Genomic DNA, 19,524 nt, shown 5'->3' with positions numbered 1-19,524 from the left:
ACGTACCCGGGCCACCGGTGTGCCAATTTACTGCCGTGTTTCCCCCGTGCCCGGATAAAGTCGACCGTAAGGGACTTTGTGGCGAGCAGAAATCGTTGGATCAAGACGGCCGGCCAGGGGATAGTCATGATGTGTCTGGTGCTTGGACTCGTCGCCTTTGTTGGCAACAACAAGTCGATAGTCCTCAACATCGACGGCCAGGCAAGTACCGTTCAGACCTTTGGCGGAACCGTCGGCGAAGTGCTAGCCAACTCCAACGTCGTCGTTACCGAGAACGACCAGGTCACCCCTTCGCTGGCGGCAGCCGTCGAGGATGGTTCGGCCATCCAGATCACCAGGGCCACGGCGATCGACGTCGTACTCAACGGAGCGGACACCGTTGTTCACACCACCGGATCGACGGTAGGGGACGTAGTCAACGAGCTGGGGGTCGCCGATTCCTCAGCAATTTCAGCTGACCTCGAAACCCGCCTGACTACGCTCAGCTCCGAACTGGAAATCTCGACCCCCAAAAGCGTGACCGTGACCGTCGATGGTTCGACGGCAACCCATACATCCACCGTAAAATCGGTTCAGGACCTGTTCGACGAAGCGGAAATTGTTCTCGGTGACGAGGATCGGGTCAGCGTTCCGGTCACCTCCTCCCTCGTCGACGGCCTTGGGCTGAAAATCACCCGAGTCGACAGCGACCACCGCGAGACCGTCACCGAAAGCATCAGTTTCACCACCGACGAGGTCCACGACGACACGCTCGATGTGGGCGAGCAGCGCGTTACCAGGGCCGGTGTCGACGGCGAGCGGACCAAAATCTTCACTGCCGTGGTGATCGACGGTCGGGAGGAGAATCGCGAACTCCTCAGCGATAAAGTCACCCTCGAACCCGTGACTGAACTACTTGCCATCGGCACGCGGGAGCCGAAGCCAGAACCAGAGCCCGAGACCAAACCGGATCCGGAGCCGGAGCGCGTGGAGGTGTCGGCACCTGCGGATGAGCCTGAGCCCGCCGGATCAAGCGGCCCCGCCCCAGCCGGCGGGGCCTGGCAGGCGCTGGCCCAGTGTGAGTCCGGGGGGAACTGGTCCATCAATACCGGAAACGGCTACTACGGTGGACTGCAGTTCAGTGCCCCGAGCTGGCTGGGTGCCGGTGGTGGCAAGTATGCCCCGCTGCCGCATCTCGCGTCGCCAGCGGAGCAGATTGCCACTGCTGAAGTGCTCAAGCAAAACGGCGGTTGGGGCCACTGGCCTTCCTGTTCGGCGAAGCTCGGGCTCGGATAGCACCTCGGGTAGCGGCCTACGGGCAACCAAACACCAAAATCGGGTTCCCCAGGCGGGGCCCGCTTTTGCGTGGCGCCCGACTACCATGGCTTAGGTGACTCAGCCCCCTAACCCCCAGCCGGTCCAACCCCTATTCGGCGCCGGTGATGTCCGCCGGTTGGCCGCCGACCTGGATTTGCGGCCCACCAAGACCCTCGGCCAGAATTTCGTCATCGACGGCAACACTATTCGGCGGATCGTCGCGGCAGCTCATATTGACCCGGGAGAGACGGTCCTCGAGGTGGGTCCTGGCCTCGGATCTCTGACGCTGGGCCTTCTCGACGCTGCGGCCCGGGTGGTGGCGGTGGAAATCGACCCGGTGCTGGCCGGGCGCCTACCGGACACGGTCGCCAGGTGGCGGCCGGAGACTGCAGCCAACCTGGACGTGGTGCTCGCTGACGCGATGCGGGTTACCGAACTGCCACACCCGCCCACCGCGCTGGTGGCGAATCTGCCATATAACGTCGCAGTGCCGGTGGTCCTGAACCTTTTGGAGAACTTCCCGTCGCTGCGCCACGGACTGGTCATGGTGCAGGACGAGGTAGCCGATCGGATGGCAGCGGGCCCCGGTTCAAAAACCTACGGGGTACCCTCGGTCAAGGCTGCCTGGTACGCGACCATGCGCAAGTCGGGCGTCATCGGGATGAATGTGTTTTGGCCGGCGCCGAAGATCGCCTCCGGGCTCGTCGGGTTTGTCAGACACGAGCCGCCGGCGACGTCGGCCAGCCGCCGTGAGGTTTTCGCCGTCATCGACGCGGCGTTTGCCCAGCGGCGCAAAACATTGCGCGCCGCCCTCGCCGGGTGGGCGGGCAGCCCGGTCCTCGCTGGAGAGGCCCTTGCCGCTGCCGGCGTAGACCCAAGTCTTCGGGGTGAAATGCTCGACATCGCCGCGTTTGCCCGTATCGCCGAGGCGAAACCCGTGCAGTCGACCGCTCCGTAATCGAGTCCGAACGTGGTGCTACCCCGGGGATCGTGCTCGTACGTGGTGCTACCCCGGGGTCGAGTCAACAGATATGACCGGTTTTCCAACGGATTTCGGCTATTTGTGTTGACTCGATCCCGGGGTTTGGGACGACTAGCGCCCGCTAGGAGCGGCCGGCTTCGTTTTGAACGTTGTCTTTCGCGTCCTGGGCCGAGCCTTTGACGTCGGCGGCTGCCGACGTGCCTTCTTCCTTGACAGTGTTCACTGAACTGGCGGCTGTCTCCTTGACCGAATCCATCGCCTCCTGCGCTGGCTCCTTCAGATCCTCGACAACTGTCTTCGCCGCGTCGGTGACGCTGCTGGTGAGAGGCTCAGCCTTCTCCTTCAGCGCCGTTGCAGCTTCCTTCTCCTTCTCGCTCGCCGGGATCAGCGATGAAATGAGCATTCCAGCGCCGAACGCGATCAAGCCCGCGGCCAAGGGGTTACCCCTGGTCTTGTTGCCCAGCTGATGTGGTGCATCCTGGACGGCATCGCCGGCGTTGTGGACTGCCGACTTCGTTCCGCTGGAGGCCTGGTCGGCCGAGCCCATTACGGAGGTCTTGATTCCTCCAACAGCGCTCCGCACTTTGTCGCCCTGGCGTTGAGCGATGCTGGACGGGCTTACCTTGTCGGCGACGGCGTCGACGTCGGTGCCAAGGTCGCGACGGGTGCGTTCAATATCTTCACGAATCTGTTCTGGTGTCTGGCTCATGGGGTAGGTTCACCTGGTTTCAGAGTGGGGGGAATGTCTTTGACGGTTTCGGCTGTCGCGGGCATGCCGCGCACGCTTTTCAGTTCTTTTTTGCCGGTCAACGCAAGCACGGCGGCAATGATGCCCCAGATGACTGCGACGATCACTGCAGACCAGCCAAGGCCAACGAGGCCGTCCAGCGCCCACATCAGCGCGAGCGACAGGAACAGCAGTACAAAGTGTCCGGCGATAGCTGCGCCACCGAACATCCCTGCACCTTTGCCGGCCTTGGTTCCGCTTTCACGGAGTTCGGCTTTCGCCAACTCGAGTTCCTGGCGCATCAGCGTGGAGAGGTCGCGGCTGACATCACTGAGTAGAGACCCCAGGGATTCGTTGGCGGCCCGGTCCTCGGCCTCGGTGCGCGGCGGCTCGTATGATGGGGGCCCTCCGGTGTGTGTTCCGCTCATCAGCGCAAGTCCCTGTCCAGTGGCCCGTCCTGGGTGCGCCGACCGGGCTCAATGACCGGTTCTGCGGCCAACGGGTCGCTCAGGGGATCGCTGAGGTCATGTCCCGAAGCGCCAGTTCCGCTAGCAGCTACTCCCGTAGCACTAGTAACCGGGGTGGCGGCGGTGGGCGAGCTGAATTTATTGGAAGTATCACGCTGTGCTGGAACCGTCGGCGGGTACTCGGGCGCCGGGTTGGCTGGCGTGGCGTTCTGATCGTCGGATCCCGCCCCAGCCAGGCCTCGGGTGAGGCGACCAGCGAGCAGACCTGCTCCGGCGGCCATCATCAGGAACGTCCCTGGCCGACGGCTGGCGAATCCCTTCACTTCCTCCAGGAGGGAGCCTGGGTCCCGGCCTTCAAGCCAACCTGCGACGTCGCCCGAGCGCTGGGCAGCCTGGCGAACGAGGCTGTTGGCGGGTCCACTCTGGTCGCCATTGTCGGCCATCGAACCGAGCTCATCACTGATGGAGCGTAAGCCCTCGGCGGCCTTCTGCTGGCTGGCACCGGCCTGTTCCTTGAGATCAGACCCCAGCTCGCCGAGCAGGTTCTTCGCCTGTGTGCTGGCTTCGTCCGCAACATTCTTCGCTTCGGTGCCCGCGGTCTGGGCGACATTCTGTGCTGCATCCAAACCTTCGCGGCCCACCTCTTTCGCCTGGCCTGTCGCCTGGTCTTTTACCCCGGTGGAGCCGTTGCGTTCTTCGGTGGTTACGGACGAGGTCACCGAGGCGGACTGAACACGCTCTCCTGACGGCGCTGCCGTCAATGGGTCCTCTGACCAATTCTGGGTAGTCATAGTATTTCCTCCGGATAGTAATCCTGCTTACCTTCGCAATGTAAGCACGCTTACTAGTTTTCCGCAATGCTTTTACTTTCGTTTTTGCGGCCTCGACGGCCGCAGGTTTCCCGGTTCAGTGCCCGGTAGCCTAGGTTGGAGACTATGGAGGCAGGTAAAACGGCAGGACTATTTGGTGGCGTACCAGCCAGCGTCCGAGTCCGCGCGCCCGGAAAGATTAACGTCTCGTTTCGGGTTGGCCCGCTACGGGAAGATGGCTACCACAGTGTCGCCAGCGTCTATCTAGCCGTTTCCCTGTACGAAGAGGTCACCGCAACCGTCGGTGAAGAACCGGGCACAATTGTGACAGTCAACGGGCAGGGGTCACTCAACCTGCCGGTTGAGAGCATTCCGCTGGATGCCACCAATCTGGCCGCCCGCGCGGCCGCGCTGCTCGCCGATCTCAGCGAGAACTCAACCGGGTTATTGTTGGACATCACGAAGCGGGTACCCGTGGCAGGCGGGATGGGCGGTGGATCTGCCGATGCGGCCGCTACGCTGATCGCATGCGATGCACTGTGGAAGAGTGGCTTTTCCCGTGACGAGCTGGCTAACATGGCCGCGGAACTCGGCGCCGATGTTCCGTTCGCACTGGTCGGCGGCACAGCGGTCGGCGTTGGGGTGGGCGAGCAGCTAACCCCGGCGATTTCCAAAACCCCCCTCTACTGGGTGCTCGTGACCTCTGGCTATGGACTGTCTACGCCAGAGGTCTACCGGACTCTCGATGAGATTCGTCTGCGCGAAGGCACCGAACCGGGGGCGCCGCCCGAGATTGACCCACGGATTCTTGGGGCAATGCGGTCCGGCGATGCCCGGGCACTGGCGGATCTGCTGCACAACGACCTGCAGGCCGCTGCGCTTGAGCTTGCCCCGGGGCTTGTCGACATCCTGAAAACCGGGACGGGCGCAGGAGCCCTCGCCGGCCTGGTCTCCGGCTCGGGGCCTACCGTCGCCTTCCTTGCGGAGAGCGAAGAACATGCGGCGGCATTGGCCGGACAGCTTACGGATAGCGGCCTGAAAGCCACGGCCGTGCACGGGCCGGTCTACGGTGCCAGAATTGTTACCGACTACATCGCCTGACCTGCCACCGAAGCTGGGCCAGTTCAAGCCATCTTTTAACTCCACGATTAGGAAGCAGCACTCCCTTGGCACATCTTCTGGGCGCTGAAAGCGTCAGCGTCACGTTTGCCACCCGCACAGTCCTTGACGGCGTTTCCCTCGGCATCGAGGACGGCGACCGCATCGGCATGGTGGGTCGCAACGGCGACGGCAAATCTACCCTGATGCGACTCCTTGCACAGCGAGCCACCCCCGATGAGGGACGTGTCACCCGACGGCGCGACGTACACGTCGGGTATCTGGACCAGACGGACGTCCTGGACGGTGAACTTAGCGTTGGTGAGGCCATCGTGGGCGACCAGGCAGACCATGAGTGGGCGTCGAACCCCAAGATCCGCGACGTAATGGGCGGTCTCGTCGCCGAGGTTGACTGGCATGCGAAGGTCTCATCGCTTTCCGGTGGGCAGAAACGTCGGGTCGCGTTGGCGAAGCTCCTGATCGGCGATGACGACGTCATCATGCTCGACGAGCCCACCAACCATCTTGATGTGGAGGGCGTGGCGTGGCTTGCCCGCCACCTTGCCGAGCGCTGGCGTCCGACCGACGGTGGTCTGCTGGTAGTGACCCACGATCGCTGGTTCCTGGACGAAATCTGTACCCGCACGTGGGAGGTGCACGACGGCGTCGTCGACGGGTTCGACGGCGGTTACGCAGCCTATGTCCTGGCCCGCGCAGAGCGTGACCGGATGGACTCGGTGGTCGAAGGAAAACGGCAGCAGCTGGTCAAGAAGGAACTGGCCTGGCTACGCCGGGGCGCTCCCGCACGGACGGCCAAGCCGAAGTTCCGCATTGAGGCGGCGAACGCGCTGATCGCGGACGTGCCCGAGCCCCGGGATTCGCTCGCGTTGAGCAAGATGGCGATGGCACGTCAGGGCAAAGATGTACTGGATTTGGAGAATGTTTCGCTGGCGTTGGGGGAGAAGTCCCTCTTCGACGGAATTACTCTCCGGTTGGCTCCCGGGCAGCGGCTGGGCCTGGTGGGCGTCAACGGGTCGGGCAAGACCACCCTCCTGCGGATGCTGAACGGTGACGTCACTCCTGACGCCGGTCGGCTGAAGAAGGGCAAGACGGTTCAGACGGCAGTGCTCTCCCAGGAGGTCAAGGAGCTCGACGAACTCGAGCACCTGCGCGTCACTGAAGTGATCGAGCAGGAAAAGCGAGTGTTCAGCGTCGGCGGTCGCGAGGTTTCTGCCAGTCAGCTGGTGGAACAGCTTGGCTTCACCAACGAGAAGCAGTGGACAAAGGTGAAGGACCTCTCGGGTGGCGAACGACGTCGGCTACAGCTGCTTCGGCTACTGGTCGGTGAGCCGAACGTGCTGATGCTTGACGAACCAACCAACGACCTCGACACGGACACTCTGGCAGCGATCGAGGATGTGCTGGACGGCTGGCCGGGTACTCTCGTGGTCGTCTCGCACGACCGCTACCTGCTGGAACGAGTCACTGACTCCCAAATGGCGCTGCTGGGTGATGGGAAGCTCCGTGATCTGCCCCGCGGTGTCGACCAGTATCTGGAACTGCGACGCGCGGCTGAAGCCGGGTCGGGCGCTTCGCCCCTGAACTCCGATGAAGGACAGAATGGCGCGGAGTCCGCTCCCAGGTACAGCTCCGAGGAGACAAGACAGGCGAAGAAGGACCTGACCCGCATCGAACGCCAGCTCGGCAAGGCGGCGGCGCAGGTCGAGAAAATTCAGCACCAAATGAATGATGGAGCTTCGGGAGACGTCGACTTCGACAAGATGGCAACACTCAATAAGAAACTCCAGGTAGTTCAGGCCGAACAGCAGGACCTGGAGCTGCAGTGGCTTACCGCTGCCGAAGTGCTCGGCAAGTAGGGAGGCTGTTTTCGATTATGTTCCATTCAAGTACTACTCGGACAAAGTGAAGTAGGCGACAGCATTTCGCCTGGGCGTTGCGGCACCTATTTTGAGTGCATGACAAACATGGCTGGATTACCTCGAGGTAGGCGTCGCGATAAGTACCGGATGCGTCACTCTGACAAGCTGGCGTTGATGGGGGTTCTCGTCCTCTCAGCGGTAGCCGCAGTGGTGACCCTTTTCGCGGTTCTATAGCGGTCGACTAGGCAGCTAGGCGATGGCTGGGTTATTGCGGCGTCGGCGGGGGATACGGTCGCAGTTCCTTGCCCTTCGCGCCCGTCCACGGAAAGCTCCCGCCTTCCTGCGACGTGACATTCTGGGCCTACAGATGATCGCCGTCGTCGCAATTATTCTCAGCAATCTTGCCGCCTGGCCGGTGGGTGGATTTGTTGGTATCGACATGTTTTTTGTGATTTCTGGCTTCCTCATCACCGGATTGCTGGTCAGCGAATACAAAAGCATAGGGCGTTTCTCGTTGATTAGTTTCTACCGGAATCGGATCCGGCGTGCTGCGCCAGCGGCAGCCCTCACACTGGTGGTGACCGTGGGCGCGGCATGGATTATCTTTAGTGCCGAACGATTTCTTACCACGGCTATCGACAGCTTATGGGCGAGCCTCCTGGTAGTAAACTGGCATGCTATTGCCACAGGAACCGACCCATTTCAACCCGTCGGTGCGGGGTCTCCGCTCGAGCATTACTGGGCTCTGGCTGTTGTCGGTCAGTTCTACCTGGTGTGGCCGCTGCTTTTGCTGGGCTGTCTCTTTCTTTTGGGCCGCCGCAGCGCGGGATCGAGTGCCCCCGATGTGATCCTGGGGATAGGGACGATTCTGGTGACTCTCACCGTCCTATCTTTTGGCTGGGCGTTGTGGATAGCCGTCGATTCGCCCGCCGTCTCCTACTTTTCCTCCTTTGCACGGGCGTGGGAACTGGGTGTGGGGGCATTGATCGCGGTCTATGCCAGCGCCTTCACCCGATTGGGCCGGTGGAACCGGATGATGCTCGGCTATGGAGGTCTGGCGGGGATAGTGGTGTCTCTGGCAACGCTCAGTGAGAGCTCGGGCCTGTCCAGCCCGTGGGCTGTACTGCCGGTCCTTTCGACGGCGGCCGTGATCGTTGCTGGGACCAGTGGCCAGGCACCCCCACTGTGGCCCTTGACGAATCCGGTGTCGACCTATGTCGGGACCATCTCCTACTCGTTGTACCTCTGGCATGTCCCAGTCATCGTTTTGGGGACCACAATGCTGGGTGACGGTCCGGTTGAACGGGCAGCCTATGCAGTAGCCATCACCCTTGCGGCGATCTACACCTACCATCTGGTGGAGGATCCGATCCGCAGGTCCAACTGGCTCCGGGGTCCGCACGGGCGTAGCCGGAGAGGTCCGCGGGTTCTTACTCCCGGATACAAGCTGGCGGCAGTGTCGCTGTTGGCAATCTCAGCTGTCGCTGTGTCCACCGCTGCTTTGACTGTCCATTCCCTCGGATAATTGGACCCGCTGGGATAGCCGACCAACTCGAGTCTCAGCGGTATCCCACCCAGATAAGGCCCTGTCCTGACCCCGTGACACACCCCGGCTGAAAACTAGAAGGGTGCAGGGTCCGGGTCTGGGACCGGGTGTGGTGGTGCTGGTGGTGGGTCGGCGGTGGTGAGGTAGGTTTCGCCGAGTGGTGAGATCGCGATGATGGTCCCGGGGTCTGGTTGTTGGTAGTGCCAGTAGCCTTCGGTTTTGAACATGTGGTGACGTTTACACAGGGCCGCCAGATTCCCGTAGCTTGTTTTTCCTCCTTGGGACCAGGGTGTGGTGTGGTCGAGTTCGCAGAACACCGCCAACCGGTTACATCCCGGATGCCGACAGGTCCCGTCCCTAACCCGGACCGCATCCTTCAGGTCCTGCGGGACCCGATACGTGGTCGCATCAGCGCCCAGCCTGGCCCCGGTAAAGGGGTGGGTAAGGATCCTGGTGAACGATGGTGCGTGCCCGGCGAGCTTCCGGGCCGTCTCGGGATCAAGCGGACCATAGCCTTCCAACTCACCCGGTGTGTCCCCGCCGAGGAGAGTCATCACCGGGACGGTCACAAACACCTTCGCCTGCACACCCCAAAACGTACTGGCCTCCCCCGGCCGACTAGCTGTTCCCGGCCCGCCCCGGTCAGCACCAGCGGCAGCAGCGGGGTTAGCAGCGGGGTCGGGTGCGTCACTCATGTGTCCGGTGGGTCCGGCGCTGGTGAGGACATCCACCAGGACATCGGCCCTGAGCTGGGTGAGGGTCCTGGATTCGTCGGGGCCCTGCAGGTTACGGGCTGCGGTGTCGACGCGGTGGAAGATCCCGGCGGCCTGTTCGGTGGGCAGGAAGGCTTGGAGCCAGGCCATCCCGTCCTGGACCGGCACCAAATACACGCGACGGTCCTGAAGCGCTTTCCGGCGCCGCAAGGTAGTCGACTCGGGGTGTAAGGCTTCGCGTAACCGTTGGGCTTGGCGGGTGAACTTCGCCACCGTAGTCTGGCAAGCCAGACCGATGAGGTGGGCTTCAAACGCGGCGGTAACCGCCGGGACGGTATTGGGGATGCTGATCGCTTCCTGCACGACGGCCGTGGCATGGCGTTGGGAGAGCCTTCCGTCCTCCAGCGCGCGCAGCGTGGCCGGATACTCACGGGTCAGTAGTTCACTGGTATCCAGGAGAAACCCCGCGGTCCGTTCCGGGATGCGCAGCGCGGCGCTGATCTCCGATCCGGCCAGGGCATGAACACGGTCCAGGTCTTCGGCCCAGGGGTGTTCCTCGGCCATCAGGTCATAAAGATGGGTGGCCGCTTTGGCTTCCTGCGCGTCGACCCAGGACCGCAACGCTGAGAGCGTCTTGAGCAGGTTCACGGTCTGCCCCGCGTTCAACGTCACCATCGCCGCGACCGATACCTGGCCAGACAACGGCACCGGAGCCCCCGGCCCGGTCGAAGCGGCCTCCAAAGCGGCGTCCGGGGCGGCCTCCGGAGCGGCCTCAGGCGCGGCAGGATCAAGAGGATCGGCGGGATCGGCGGGATTCGTTGAAGCCGTCGAAGCCGTCGGAGCGGTCCAGGTCGCTTCCCCGCCCAGCGGACCGCCCGGACCATACCCACCCGCACTCCCCGAAGCAGTGTTCGCGGACCCGCTCTCGAAGACGGAACCGGGGCCAGAACCGGGGCCAGATTCGGGGGAGAATCCCGATCCGGGAGCAGAAGCGTCGCTGCCTTTCATACCTTTATTCCATCATCGAGCACTGACAAAATAGGGGCCGATTCAGGGCCACCAGAAAAACTTTCTCAACTATTTTTCAGCACCAGAAATCAGCACCGAAGATCAGGCACCGGACCGCCCGCTGACCACCCGCCAAGCCGTGAGACGCAGCAGGTCAAGGTGTCCGAACCCGGTGCATCCCACTGGGTAGCAGCAGGAGAAATGCTGCTTGCGGACCACGTATAGGTTCCAAGGGGGCATGGATTGGCTCCAACCGAGGTGACTCTGCCCACTTCGCCACGGACTGACCGGATGGGGGCTACCAAGTCGCAGGATGCCCCCGACTCGTGGCAAACTGGATAACCGCGCTTAGGGACGGAAATTAGTCAGTTCCTTCAGCGCAGTCCGCCCTGGTGTAATGGCAGCACCCCAGCCTTTGGAGCTGTGGAGTATAGGTTCGAATCCTATGGGCGGAACTGTCGGGCGGTAGTGCCGCGGGTAGTATTGCCGGTGTGAGCCTGTACTTTTCCGGTTGACAGAGAAACTACAGGCAGGAGTGTCTCCTCAATGGGTCCGCAGACCTCAAACACGCATCCCCAGGTATCAGACTCAGAGGCAGGAGCCCTTCGCCCGGCCGCTGTCATCGTGCTCGCCGCGGGCGCGGGTACCCGGATGAAATCCCGTACACCGAAGATCCTCCACACTCTGGGCGGGCGATCGATGGTGGGGCATGCCATGGCCGCGGCCAGGGGAGTGGTCCCCGAGGCAATGGCTGTCGTGGTCCGGCACGAACGAGACCTCGTCGCCAGCCACATTGCCAGCCTCGACCCGGGAGCGGTCATCGTCGACCAGGACGATGTGCCAGGCACCGGTCGAGCAGTCCAGGTAGCGCTTGACGCACTTGACCGGGCCGCCGGGGCGCCCCTCGAAGGAACCATAGTTGTCACCTACGGCGACGTGCCGCTGCTGACAGCCGACACTCTCGCTCAGCTGGTTGAATCCCACTCGACCAAGGACAACGCGGTGACCGTGCTGACCGCCGTTCTTGAGGACGCTACCGGCTATGGGCGGATTCTGCGGGCCGCCGACGGCACTGTCACCGGCATCGTCGAACACAAGGATGCCACCGACGCCCAGCGGTCCATCAACGAGATCAACTCGGGCATCTACGCGTTTGACGCGGCAATTCTGCGCAGCGCCCTCACCTCAGTCACCGCAGGGAATTCCCAAGGCGAAATGTACCTGACCGATGTCCTAGGCATCGCTTCAGACCGGGGCGGCAGGGTCGCCGCCGTCGTCTCCGACGATCCTTGGCAGGTAGAGGGAGCCAACGACCGCGTGCAGCTGGCAGCCCTCGGCGCCGAGCTCAACCGTCGCACCCTGACCCGATGGATGCGCTCCGGTGTGTCAATCATCGACCCCGCCACCACCTGGATCGATACCTCGGTGCAGCTGGCAGAGGACGTCACGATCCTGCCTGGCACCCAGCTTCACGGCGCCTGCGAGATTGCGCGCGACGCCGTCGTCGGCCCTGACACCACCCTCACCGATGTGGTGGTGGGGGAAGGGGCGACAGTGCTTCGGACCCATGGATCCGGTGCCGCTATCAGCGCCCGTGCCACCGTTGGCCCGTTCACCTACCTGCGACCCGGAACGGTCCTCGGCGAGGACGGCAAGATCGGGGCATTCTACGAGACGAAGAACGTCATCATCGGTCGCGGATCGAAGCTGTCACACCTCGGGTACGCGGGGGACACCGAGATCGGTGAGGACACGAACATCGGCTGCGGCAACATCACCGCCAACTACGACGGCGTCAACAAGCACCGCACCACCATCGGCAGCAATGTCCGCACCGGATCGAACACCGTCTTCGTCGCCCCGGTGACAATCGGCGACGGCGCCTACACTGGCGCCGGCGCCATTGTGCGCAACGAGGTTCCGCCGGGCGCACTTGCTGTCAACGTCGCACCCCAGCGCACCGTCGAGGGCTGGGTGCAGGCCAAACGCCCCGGCAGCTCAGCCGCAAACGCGGCCCAAGCGGCCGCTCCCGAAAAACTTGCCACCGGTGAATCCACCAGCAGCATCACCAGCACTGACGAAAGCGACCGTTCATGAGTGAGATCACCGCACGCGGCGAGAAGAAACTGGTCCTGGCCTCTGGCCGGGCCCACCCGGAACTTGCGGAGGAAATTGCTGCAGCACTTGGCACCGAGCTGCTGCCCATCTCCGCCTACGATTTCGCGAACGGCGAGATCTACGTTCGATCCGGCGAGAGCGTGCGCGGCACCGACGTGTTCGTTATCCAGGCACACCCGGCGCCCCTGAATAACTGGCTGATGGAGCAGCTCATCATGATCGATTCGCTGAAGCGGGCATCGGCCAAACGGATCACTGTTGTCTCCCCGTTCTACCCCTACGCCCGGCAGGACAAGAAGGGACGCGGCCGCGAACCGATCTCCGCGCGGCTCGTCGCCGACCTGTACAAGACGGCCGGCGCCAACCGGCTCATGTCCGTTGACCTGCACACCTCGCAGATCCAGGGCTTCTTCGACGGTCCCGTAGACCACTTGATGGCCATTCCGTTGCTCGCTGACTACATCCGCACCCGGGTCGACGCCGACAACGTCACCGTGGTGTCCCCCGACACCGGCCGGGTCAGGGTAGCCGAGCAGTGGGCCGAGCGGTTGGGCGGGTCACCGCTGGCTTTCGTGCACAAAAGCCGCGACCTCACGGTTCCCAACCAGGCCGTCTCCAAGCAGGTAGTGGGTCAGGTCGAGGGACGGACCTGTGTGCTGATCGACGACATGATCGATACTGGCGGGACCATTTCCGGGGCGGTCCAGGTTCTGAAGAACGCGGGCGCCAAGGATGTCATCATTGCCGCGACCCACGCCGTGTTCTCGGACCCGGCGGCCCGCCGTCTTTCCGAGTCCGGCGCCCGCGAGGTAGTGGTGACCAACACCCTGCCCATCCCATCCGAAAAGCGGTTCCCGCAGCTCACCGTGCTCTCAATTGCGCCGCTGATCGCGCGGGCAATCCGTGAAGTGTTCGACGACGGATCCGTCACCAGTCTCTTTGACGGCAACGCCTAGAGTCGACTGATTGGGGTATCGGGATGGCCGTTACGGCCGCCCGATACCCTGGTAGGTCCACCCAGCGGCCCGCCACTGGACTGGATCCAGAACGTTACGTCCGTCAAGAATGTTTTTGCTCGTTACCTGCGAAGCCAGGTCCGCCGGATTCAGTGAGCGGTACTGATCCCATTCAGTCAGGACCAGCAGGGCGTTGGCTTTGGTGACTGCCGCATTGAAATCGGGCTCGTAGGTTAGCTCCGGGAAACGACCCTTCGCATTACTCAGAGCCTCCGGATCGGTAACTGTCACGTCAGCGCCCTGAAGCTGGAGTTGGGCAGCGATACTGAGTGCGGGGGAGTCCCTGACGTCGTCGCTATTGGGCTTGAACGCTACCCCCAACACAGTGATCCGTTTCCCGAGGAGCGATCCGCCCACCAACTGGCGGGTCAGCTCGACGACCCTGATCCGGCGTCGGAGGTTGATGTCATCCACCTCCCGAAGGAAGGTCAGGGCCTGATCAGCGCCGAGCTCGCCCGCTCGTGCCATGAACGCACGAATGTCCTTGGGAAGACAGCCCCCGCCAAAACCGATGCCCGCGTTGAGGAACTTGCGGCCAATCCTGTCGTCCATCCCGATGGCGTCCGCCAGGAGGGTGACATCCGCTCCCGCTGCGTCGCATACTTCCGCCATCGCATTGATGAAAGAAATCTTGGTTGCCAAGAACGAGTTCGCCGCCGACTTGACCAGTTCAGCGGTGGCATAGTCGACAACCAGCCTCCTGGTGCCCAGCCCCATCGGTCCCGCATACACCTCATCAAGCAGCTCGGTGGCCCGATGCCCGTCCTCGCCGGACGGCACTCCGTACACCAGTCGGTCGGGGCTAAGGGTGTCCTTGACGGCGAAGCCCTCTCGCAGGAACTCAGGGTTCCACGCCAGGGTGGCTTCGGGAAACCTCTCCAACAGGTCATCGGCGAGCCGCGCAGCAGTGCCCACTGGAACCGTTGACTTCCCGACCACCAGGTTTCCGGCCTCAAGCGCGTCAACGAGCGAGGAGAACGCAGCGTCCACGTATTTCAGGTCGGCGGCGTATTCGCCCTTCCGCTGCGGCGTCCCTACGCAGAGGAAATGCACCTGCGAACCCCGGGCATCCGCGATGTTTGAGCTGAATTTTAGCCGGCCGGTTTGGAGGACTTCGTGAAGAAGCTCCGGCAGACCGGGCTCGAAAAAGTGGGACCGGCCAGCCTGGAGTTCGCTGATCTTCCGCTCGTCCACATCGATTGCGACGACTTCGTGTCCCAACTTCGCCATGCAGGCCGCGTGAACCGCGCCAAGGTACCCACAACCGATAACAGATATTCGCATGCTGATCCTTCGTACGGCCTAGGTGGGTTTCCTCGGGAAACCCGCCGGGAGTCCTCGATTTCAACGGTACGTGTCACACAATAGAGGATCATGAGGAACACCAGATGACGACGCCGGTTTCCGGGCTTCGGCGGTGTCCTTCCGGACGCTCAGGGTGCTGTAAGATTGAACGCGATGCCTAGGCGAGGGAGCATCCCGGTACCTCCGGGATTCGTTCCGTGATCGACGGTGGCTAGTGACGAGAGTCCAACACTAAGCGTGTTGACTGTTTCTAGACAGATGCCGATCGTTTGCCCAGCAACGATCCACTACTCGTCAACACAGGAGACTCAATGTCTGACCTCACACTTCCCGCAGAAGTACGCACCGAATTCGGTAAGGGTGCAGCCCGCCGCGCACGCCGCGAGGACAAAATCCCCGCGGTCATCTACGGCCACGGCGCCGATCCCATCCACGTTCTGCTGCCTTCCAAGGCCACCACGCTGGCCCTGCGGACCTCCAACGCCCTGCTTACCCTCGACGTCGAAGGGGAAAAGCACCTCGCCCTTGCCAAGTACGTGGTCCGCAACCCGCTGAAGCGCATCGTGGAGCACCTTGACCTCCTGACCGTTCGTAGCGGCGAGAAGGTCACTGTTGACGTCTACATCCACGTCGAAGGCGAACTGGCACCGGGTGCCGTGATGAACCTTGAGCACACCTCGGTTGAGGTTGAAGCAGAAGCAACCCACCTACCGGATTCGCTGACCGTCAACGTCGAGGGACGCACCGTCGGCGAGCACATCCACGCTTCGGACATCGTACTGCCGAAGGGCGTCACCCTGCTGATCGAAGACGACACCCTGATCGTCAACATCAGCGAGCCGACCGTCCAGGACCTCGGCGAAGATGACGAAGAGACAGTTGCAGAAGGCGACGTTGTAGCTGCCTCCGGCGAGAAGTCAGAAGAAGGCGAGTAGCCACTTCTCCGGCGCATTCATGGCGACTGACTCCTGGCTTGTAGTCGGGCTCGGCAACCCCGGGCCCGGCTACAGCCATAACCGGCACAATGTTGGACAGATGGTTCTCGATGTCCTGGGCGCGCGGCTGGGCGGAAAGTTCAAAAGCCACAAAGCTCATGCCGCCGTGCTTGAGGGGCGGCTAGGTCTGGGCGGGCCGCGGCTGGTGCTCGCCAAGCCGCTGACCTTCATGAACCTGACAGGTGGCCCGGTGAACGCGCTGTGTCGGTTCTACGACATTCCCGCCGAGCGCGTTATCGCGGTGCATGATGAGATTGACATCGACTTCAACACGGTCAAACTGAAGACCGGAGGCGGTGAAGGCGGACACAACGGGCTCCGCGACATTTCCAAGGCACTCGGAACCAAGGACTACCTTCGGGTCAGGGTCGGAGTGGGCCGCCCGCCGGGCCGCCAGGACGCCGCCGATCACGTGCTCAGGGATTTCAGCCCGGTGGAAAAGAAGGATCTAGCGTTCCTCCTGGAAGATGCAGCCGACGCGGTGGAATCTCTCATCGTGGATGGGCTTGTCAGCGCTCAGCAGAAGTTCCACTCCGCTGGGAAATAGCGTATAAAATATACTCACGACCACCGGTCAGGGACAGCTAAAGCCCAAACCGCGTCAGGCCTAGTAGGCCCCAAATGCGGGGGCCGACGTTGGGCGGCCTCTGAGACTGGGCCACCCCCATCCCAACGTCGGTCCCTTTTTTGCTGTCTTTGGTAGCTGGTCCTTTTGGACCGAGGTAAAAGGTTCTTCTAAATTCCCGTGCCATATTCCGTTCCCCGGCGTATCGTTGTCCACTAACGCATGCGCCCGTCGAGGCGGACTCGGAGGCGCTAGCGGAAACCGGCGGTGAAGTGACACAACACCGTTAAATCTGTCGGGCTGGGACGACTCGCCGTGTCGGCCTGCACCATGTAGTGGGGCGCTATGTTTGGGGTGCAAGGAAGTTGGCCGCTGGTCGGCCGAAAGGACGAGATCACTTCACTGCTGGCTGCTTTGCGGAATGAGCGGTTCAGGGGCGCGATCCTCACCGGCCAGGCCGGGATCGGGAAAACCTCTCTGGCACAACACATTGCCCGTCAAGCGGAGGACGGCTTTGCGCTGGTCTACGTTCGGGGTACGACCGGCGCCGCGGGAATGCCCTATGGCGCCCTGAACTTTGTGCTCAGCGAGTTGAGCGACGACGCCGTCGCCAACCCGCTACTGCTGCTACGGAGATTGCAGACACTGTTTTCGGTCCGCAACGACGGCCGCCAGACACTCATGCTGGTAGACAACGCTGAAGCACTCGACGGCTCATCGGCCATGGCGATAGCCCACCTGGCCAGGATCAACGCGGTAAAGGTTCTGGTTGTGTGTCAAAGCCTCAGCGCCGCACCAGAAGAGTTCTGCGACCTGTGGAAAGACGGGCTCCTAAAGCGTGTCGACCTGGAGCCGCTGGATCTCAGCGCCACCGCCGAGCTACTGACCGCCGGATTGGGAGGACCGGTAGCGCGGGCCGTCGTGGTTGATATGTGGCACGCGAGCGGCGGCAATCCCTTGTTCCTGCAGGCCACCAGCCGCGAGCAAAGAGACTCAGGATATCTGGTTAAGCAGGACGGAATCTGGGTGAACGGTTCAGAGAAGTCCCCTGAAGTGGGGCGATCCCTCACCGAGTGGATTATCGAGCGCCTGTCCAGGCTGCCACCGCCGCAGCGCGCCGCTGCGGAGATTGTGTCGATCATGGGGGCGCTTCCGCTAGAAATGCTCGCGGACTTCGTGGACTCCGACTCAATTGACTCACTGCTGGAATCCGGACTTATTGAAGTCAATCACGCGCTCAGTCCGGTCGTTCGGTTTGCCAACAGCCTGGTCGGGGACGTCATCGGCCAGCAGATGGCGGGCGCCCCCAAGCCAGAGCTTCTCACGACACTCGCAGCGTCAATCCTCAGTCGCCCAATGCCAGCCATTAGCAGGATCAGGTATGCCCACTGGTGCCTGGAGAACGGTATCAAGATCGCGCCCGAAGCAGCACTGGAGGCTGCACGGCTGGCAAATCGCCACTTTGACTCCGCCGGGGCGCAACGGTTCCTGCAGACGGTGCCGACCGCCGCACGATCAGCGGATTTCGCTATCGAGGAAGCCTGGGCATACGGAGTTCAAGGCAAGATCACCAGATCGGTGGCCATCCTTGACCGCGAGATCGAAGTGGGCCACGAGCACCATGATCTTGACAACTGGGTAAAGGTTCGGCTCCTCAGATGTCGGCTGCTCACCCGGCTTCATGAGCGGTACACCGAAGTGGATGACCTGATCGCTGAGGTCCGCCAGCGAGTAAATGCCGAACTCGTGAAGGGCACGCAGGGGGCGACCGATCTTCTGCTTGAGACCGAGCTGCTGGCAGCCGAACTGAACGCTTACAACGGCAAGTACCAGGACATTCTGGCTCCAGTCAACGACCTCCTGAAAAAGCATTCGACTATGCAGCCAACAATGCGGCACGAACTGTGTTCCTGGCTGGCTGAAGCACTATGTATTACCGGGCACCAGGATGAGGCAATCCGGGTGTGCCAGTCAGTGGTGTCACATCTGGCTGACGACACGGATGATCCGCTGGTGGCTGAGGCAGCTCAGGCACGGATGTTTTCGGTGCTGCTGGTCTCCGGAAACTGGAGCCAGTGCGAGTCGATCCTGCACCATCACGACGAGCAGTCGATCGCGGGCAAGTATGACGGGTCGTCGTCTGAACTGGCAGAGGGATGCCTCAACGCGTACGCGGGCAGAGGCGCCGAGGCGCTGACGAAGCTGCTTCCAGCCGTCAGCCAGCTACGTATTAGCGACCGGCACCAACTGAGGGTCCTGGCAGAGGCTGCGACCGCATACGCTTTCACCTTGGTGGGAGATCTTCAGGCAGCACTCGGGCACCTGAAACACGTTGACCTGGACGGGCACAGGCTGGACTGGCGGACCTTGCGGGCCACTCAGTACTTCGCAGCACTCGCCTCAACCGCCACCCGTGATGATCTCGAAGTGGCACACGACATGCTGAGCATGGCCGATGAGGATCGGCAGCAGGGCAACAGGGGGCATGAGCTGTTCTTCCTCTGCCAGGCCGTCCAGCTCGGGCTCACCGAAGTTGCCGATCGGCTCGCCACGACTGGTCGTGATGGGCAGGGCGTCTTCGCCCGGACGTGTGCATTTTATGGCAAGGGAGTAGCCTCGGGCGATTCCGACCAGCTCCTCAAGGCTGCACGGTCTGCCGCTGACAGTGGCAATTATCGGCTTGCCCATGATGCAGCAGAGCTTGCTCGCACCTTGTCGCATGGCGCAGGGGACGACGAGGTGAGCACTGACACGGGCAGCATTTTTGCTGCTATCGGTCAGTTGGGGGCCGAAGCGCGGCAACGGTTACTCGACCAACTCACTGAACGGGAACGGACTATCGCCCTAGAGGTAGCCAACGGAGCATCGAATCGGGACATTGCGGAAGCTCACACCGTTTCGGTCCGAACTGTTGAAGCGCACATGCATCAGGTATACGCAAAACTTGAGGTAAGAAACCGTCAACAACTCCGGGCTATCCTTGGATAGCAGCGATCCGG

At 62.4% G+C, this 19,524-nt stretch carries 15 protein-coding genes and 1 tRNA gene; 11 read left to right on the top strand and 5 right to left on the bottom strand.

The window, feature by feature from the left end:
• Positions 1-78: 78 nt before the first annotated feature.
• On the top strand, positions 79-1,275 hold the full coding sequence (locus ACX80T_RS10635) for a transglycosylase family protein (RefSeq protein ID WP_459304399.1): 1,197 nt from the start codon (positions 79-81) through the stop codon (positions 1,273-1,275).
• 94 nt (positions 1,276-1,369) lie between these two features.
• The gene (gene rsmA, locus ACX80T_RS10630) at positions 1,370-2,254 is read left to right on the top strand and encodes a 16S rRNA (adenine(1518)-N(6)/adenine(1519)-N(6))-dimethyltransferase RsmA (protein ID WP_026041189.1); all 885 of its coding nucleotides are present in this window, start codon (positions 1,370-1,372) and stop codon (positions 2,252-2,254) included.
• A gap of 145 nt (positions 2,255-2,399) precedes the next feature.
• Here the strand turns inward: rsmA and ACX80T_RS10625 are convergent, their stop codons facing one another.
• From ACX80T_RS10625 to ACX80T_RS10615, 3 genes are read right to left on the bottom strand one after another with little or no spacing between them, the layout of a single operon-like run.
• Positions 2,400-2,987 carry a DUF3618 domain-containing protein gene (locus ACX80T_RS10625; RefSeq protein WP_459304397.1) on the bottom strand — a complete coding sequence of 196 codons (588 nt, stop codon included), beginning with the start codon at positions 2,985-2,987 and terminating at the stop codon, positions 2,400-2,402.
• Positions 2,984-3,433, bottom strand: a complete 450-nt coding sequence (locus ACX80T_RS10620; RefSeq protein ID WP_019483620.1) for a phage holin family protein — start codon at positions 3,431-3,433, stop codon at positions 2,984-2,986. The genes ACX80T_RS10625 and ACX80T_RS10620 overlap by 4 nt, the downstream gene beginning before the upstream one ends.
• Entirely contained in the window at positions 3,433-4,263 is an 831-nt protein-coding gene (locus ACX80T_RS10615; RefSeq protein WP_459304396.1) for a hypothetical protein, read from the bottom strand. The genes ACX80T_RS10620 and ACX80T_RS10615 overlap by 1 nt, the downstream gene beginning before the upstream one ends.
• A gap of 144 nt (positions 4,264-4,407) precedes the next feature.
• On the opposite strand from ACX80T_RS10615, the gene ACX80T_RS10610 reads away from it, so the two are divergent.
• From ACX80T_RS10610 to ACX80T_RS10600, 3 genes are all read left to right on the top strand, one after another.
• Positions 4,408-5,382: a 4-(cytidine 5'-diphospho)-2-C-methyl-D-erythritol kinase gene (locus ACX80T_RS10610; protein WP_459304395.1), complete on the top strand. Its 975-nt coding sequence runs from the start codon at positions 4,408-4,410 to the stop codon at positions 5,380-5,382.
• Positions 5,383-5,447: 65 nt separating this feature from the next.
• On the top strand, positions 5,448-7,256 hold the full coding sequence (locus tag ACX80T_RS10605; protein WP_459304394.1) for an ABC-F family ATP-binding cassette domain-containing protein: 1,809 nt from the start codon (positions 5,448-5,450) through the stop codon (positions 7,254-7,256).
• Between the two features lie 259 nt (positions 7,257-7,515).
• Positions 7,516-8,784 (top strand): acyltransferase family protein, encoded by a 1,269-nt coding sequence (locus ACX80T_RS10600; protein WP_083850944.1) that lies wholly within the window; start codon positions 7,516-7,518, stop codon positions 8,782-8,784.
• Between the two features lie 95 nt (positions 8,785-8,879).
• On the opposite strand, the gene ACX80T_RS10595 is transcribed toward ACX80T_RS10600, so the two are convergent.
• Positions 8,880-10,526 (bottom strand): HNH endonuclease signature motif containing protein, encoded by a 1,647-nt coding sequence (locus tag ACX80T_RS10595; protein ID WP_459304393.1) that lies wholly within the window; start codon positions 10,524-10,526, stop codon positions 8,880-8,882.
• A 383-nt stretch (positions 10,527-10,909) separates the two neighbouring features.
• Here ACX80T_RS10595 and ACX80T_RS10590 point away from each other — a divergent pair.
• The 3 genes from ACX80T_RS10590 (at position 10,910) to ACX80T_RS10580 (ending at position 13,600) form a co-directional block, all read left to right on the top strand.
• Positions 10,910-10,981, top strand: a tRNA-Gln gene (locus ACX80T_RS10590).
• Between the two features lie 91 nt (positions 10,982-11,072).
• A complete protein-coding gene (gene glmU, locus ACX80T_RS10585) occupies positions 11,073-12,623 on the top strand; it encodes a bifunctional UDP-N-acetylglucosamine diphosphorylase/glucosamine-1-phosphate N-acetyltransferase GlmU (RefSeq protein ID WP_019483223.1) in 1,551 nt (516 codons plus the stop codon).
• Complete coding sequence (locus tag ACX80T_RS10580; RefSeq protein ID WP_019483222.1) at positions 12,620-13,600, top strand: ribose-phosphate diphosphokinase; 981 nt, start codon at positions 12,620-12,622, stop codon at positions 13,598-13,600. Before glmU ends, ACX80T_RS10580 begins: the two co-directional genes overlap by 4 nt.
• A 30-nt stretch (positions 13,601-13,630) precedes the next feature.
• On the opposite strand, the gene ACX80T_RS10575 is transcribed toward ACX80T_RS10580, so the two are convergent.
• Positions 13,631-14,944 (bottom strand): UDP-glucose dehydrogenase family protein, encoded by a 1,314-nt coding sequence (locus ACX80T_RS10575; RefSeq protein ID WP_026041142.1) that lies wholly within the window; start codon positions 14,942-14,944, stop codon positions 13,631-13,633.
• Between the two features lie 332 nt (positions 14,945-15,276).
• On the opposite strand from ACX80T_RS10575, the gene ACX80T_RS10570 reads away from it, so the two are divergent.
• From ACX80T_RS10570 to ACX80T_RS10560, 3 genes are all read left to right on the top strand, one after another.
• Positions 15,277-15,900 (top strand): 50S ribosomal protein L25/general stress protein Ctc, encoded by a 624-nt coding sequence (locus ACX80T_RS10570; RefSeq protein WP_019483220.1) that lies wholly within the window; start codon positions 15,277-15,279, stop codon positions 15,898-15,900.
• Between the two features lie 19 nt (positions 15,901-15,919).
• A complete protein-coding gene (pth, locus tag ACX80T_RS10565) occupies positions 15,920-16,507 on the top strand; it encodes an aminoacyl-tRNA hydrolase (RefSeq protein ID WP_019483219.1) in 588 nt (195 codons plus the stop codon).
• Positions 16,508-16,870: 363 nt separating this feature from the next.
• Positions 16,871-19,513, top strand: a complete 2,643-nt coding sequence (locus ACX80T_RS10560; protein ID WP_019483218.1) for a helix-turn-helix transcriptional regulator — start codon at positions 16,871-16,873, stop codon at positions 19,511-19,513.
• Positions 19,514-19,524: the final 11 nt, after the last annotated feature.

Source organism: Arthrobacter sp. Sr33 (assembly GCF_054511195.1).
This window is presented reverse-complemented; position numbering and strand designations above follow the sequence as displayed.

Excerpts from the sequence above, each read along its gene's own strand:
- ACX80T_RS10620 (WP_019483620.1), bottom strand. The coding sequence starts at position 3,433 with ATGAGCGGAACACACACCGGAGGGCCCCCATCATACGAGCCGCCGCGC.
- pth (WP_019483219.1), top strand. The coding sequence starts at position 15,920 with ATGGCGACTGACTCCTGGCTTGTAGTCGGGCTCGGCAACCCCGGGCCC.
- ACX80T_RS10570 (WP_019483220.1), top strand. The coding sequence starts at position 15,277 with ATGTCTGACCTCACACTTCCCGCAGAAGTACGCACCGAATTCGGTAAG.
- ACX80T_RS10610 (WP_459304395.1), top strand. The coding sequence starts at position 4,408 with ATGGAGGCAGGTAAAACGGCAGGACTATTTGGTGGCGTACCAGCCAGC.
- ACX80T_RS10600 (WP_083850944.1), top strand. The coding sequence starts at position 7,516 with ATGGCTGGGTTATTGCGGCGTCGGCGGGGGATACGGTCGCAGTTCCTT.
- ACX80T_RS10560 (WP_019483218.1), top strand. The coding sequence starts at position 16,871 with ATGTTTGGGGTGCAAGGAAGTTGGCCGCTGGTCGGCCGAAAGGACGAG.
- glmU (WP_019483223.1), top strand. The coding sequence starts at position 11,073 with ATGGGTCCGCAGACCTCAAACACGCATCCCCAGGTATCAGACTCAGAG.
- ACX80T_RS10575 (WP_026041142.1), bottom strand. The coding sequence starts at position 14,944 with ATGCGAATATCTGTTATCGGTTGTGGGTACCTTGGCGCGGTTCACGCG.
- ACX80T_RS10625 (WP_459304397.1), bottom strand. The coding sequence starts at position 2,987 with ATGAGCCAGACACCAGAACAGATTCGTGAAGATATTGAACGCACCCGT.
- ACX80T_RS10580 (WP_019483222.1), top strand. The coding sequence starts at position 12,620 with ATGAGTGAGATCACCGCACGCGGCGAGAAGAAACTGGTCCTGGCCTCT.
- ACX80T_RS10595 (WP_459304393.1), bottom strand. The coding sequence starts at position 10,526 with ATGAAAGGCAGCGACGCTTCTGCTCCCGGATCGGGATTCTCCCCCGAA.
- ACX80T_RS10615 (WP_459304396.1), bottom strand. The coding sequence starts at position 4,263 with ATGACTACCCAGAATTGGTCAGAGGACCCATTGACGGCAGCGCCGTCA.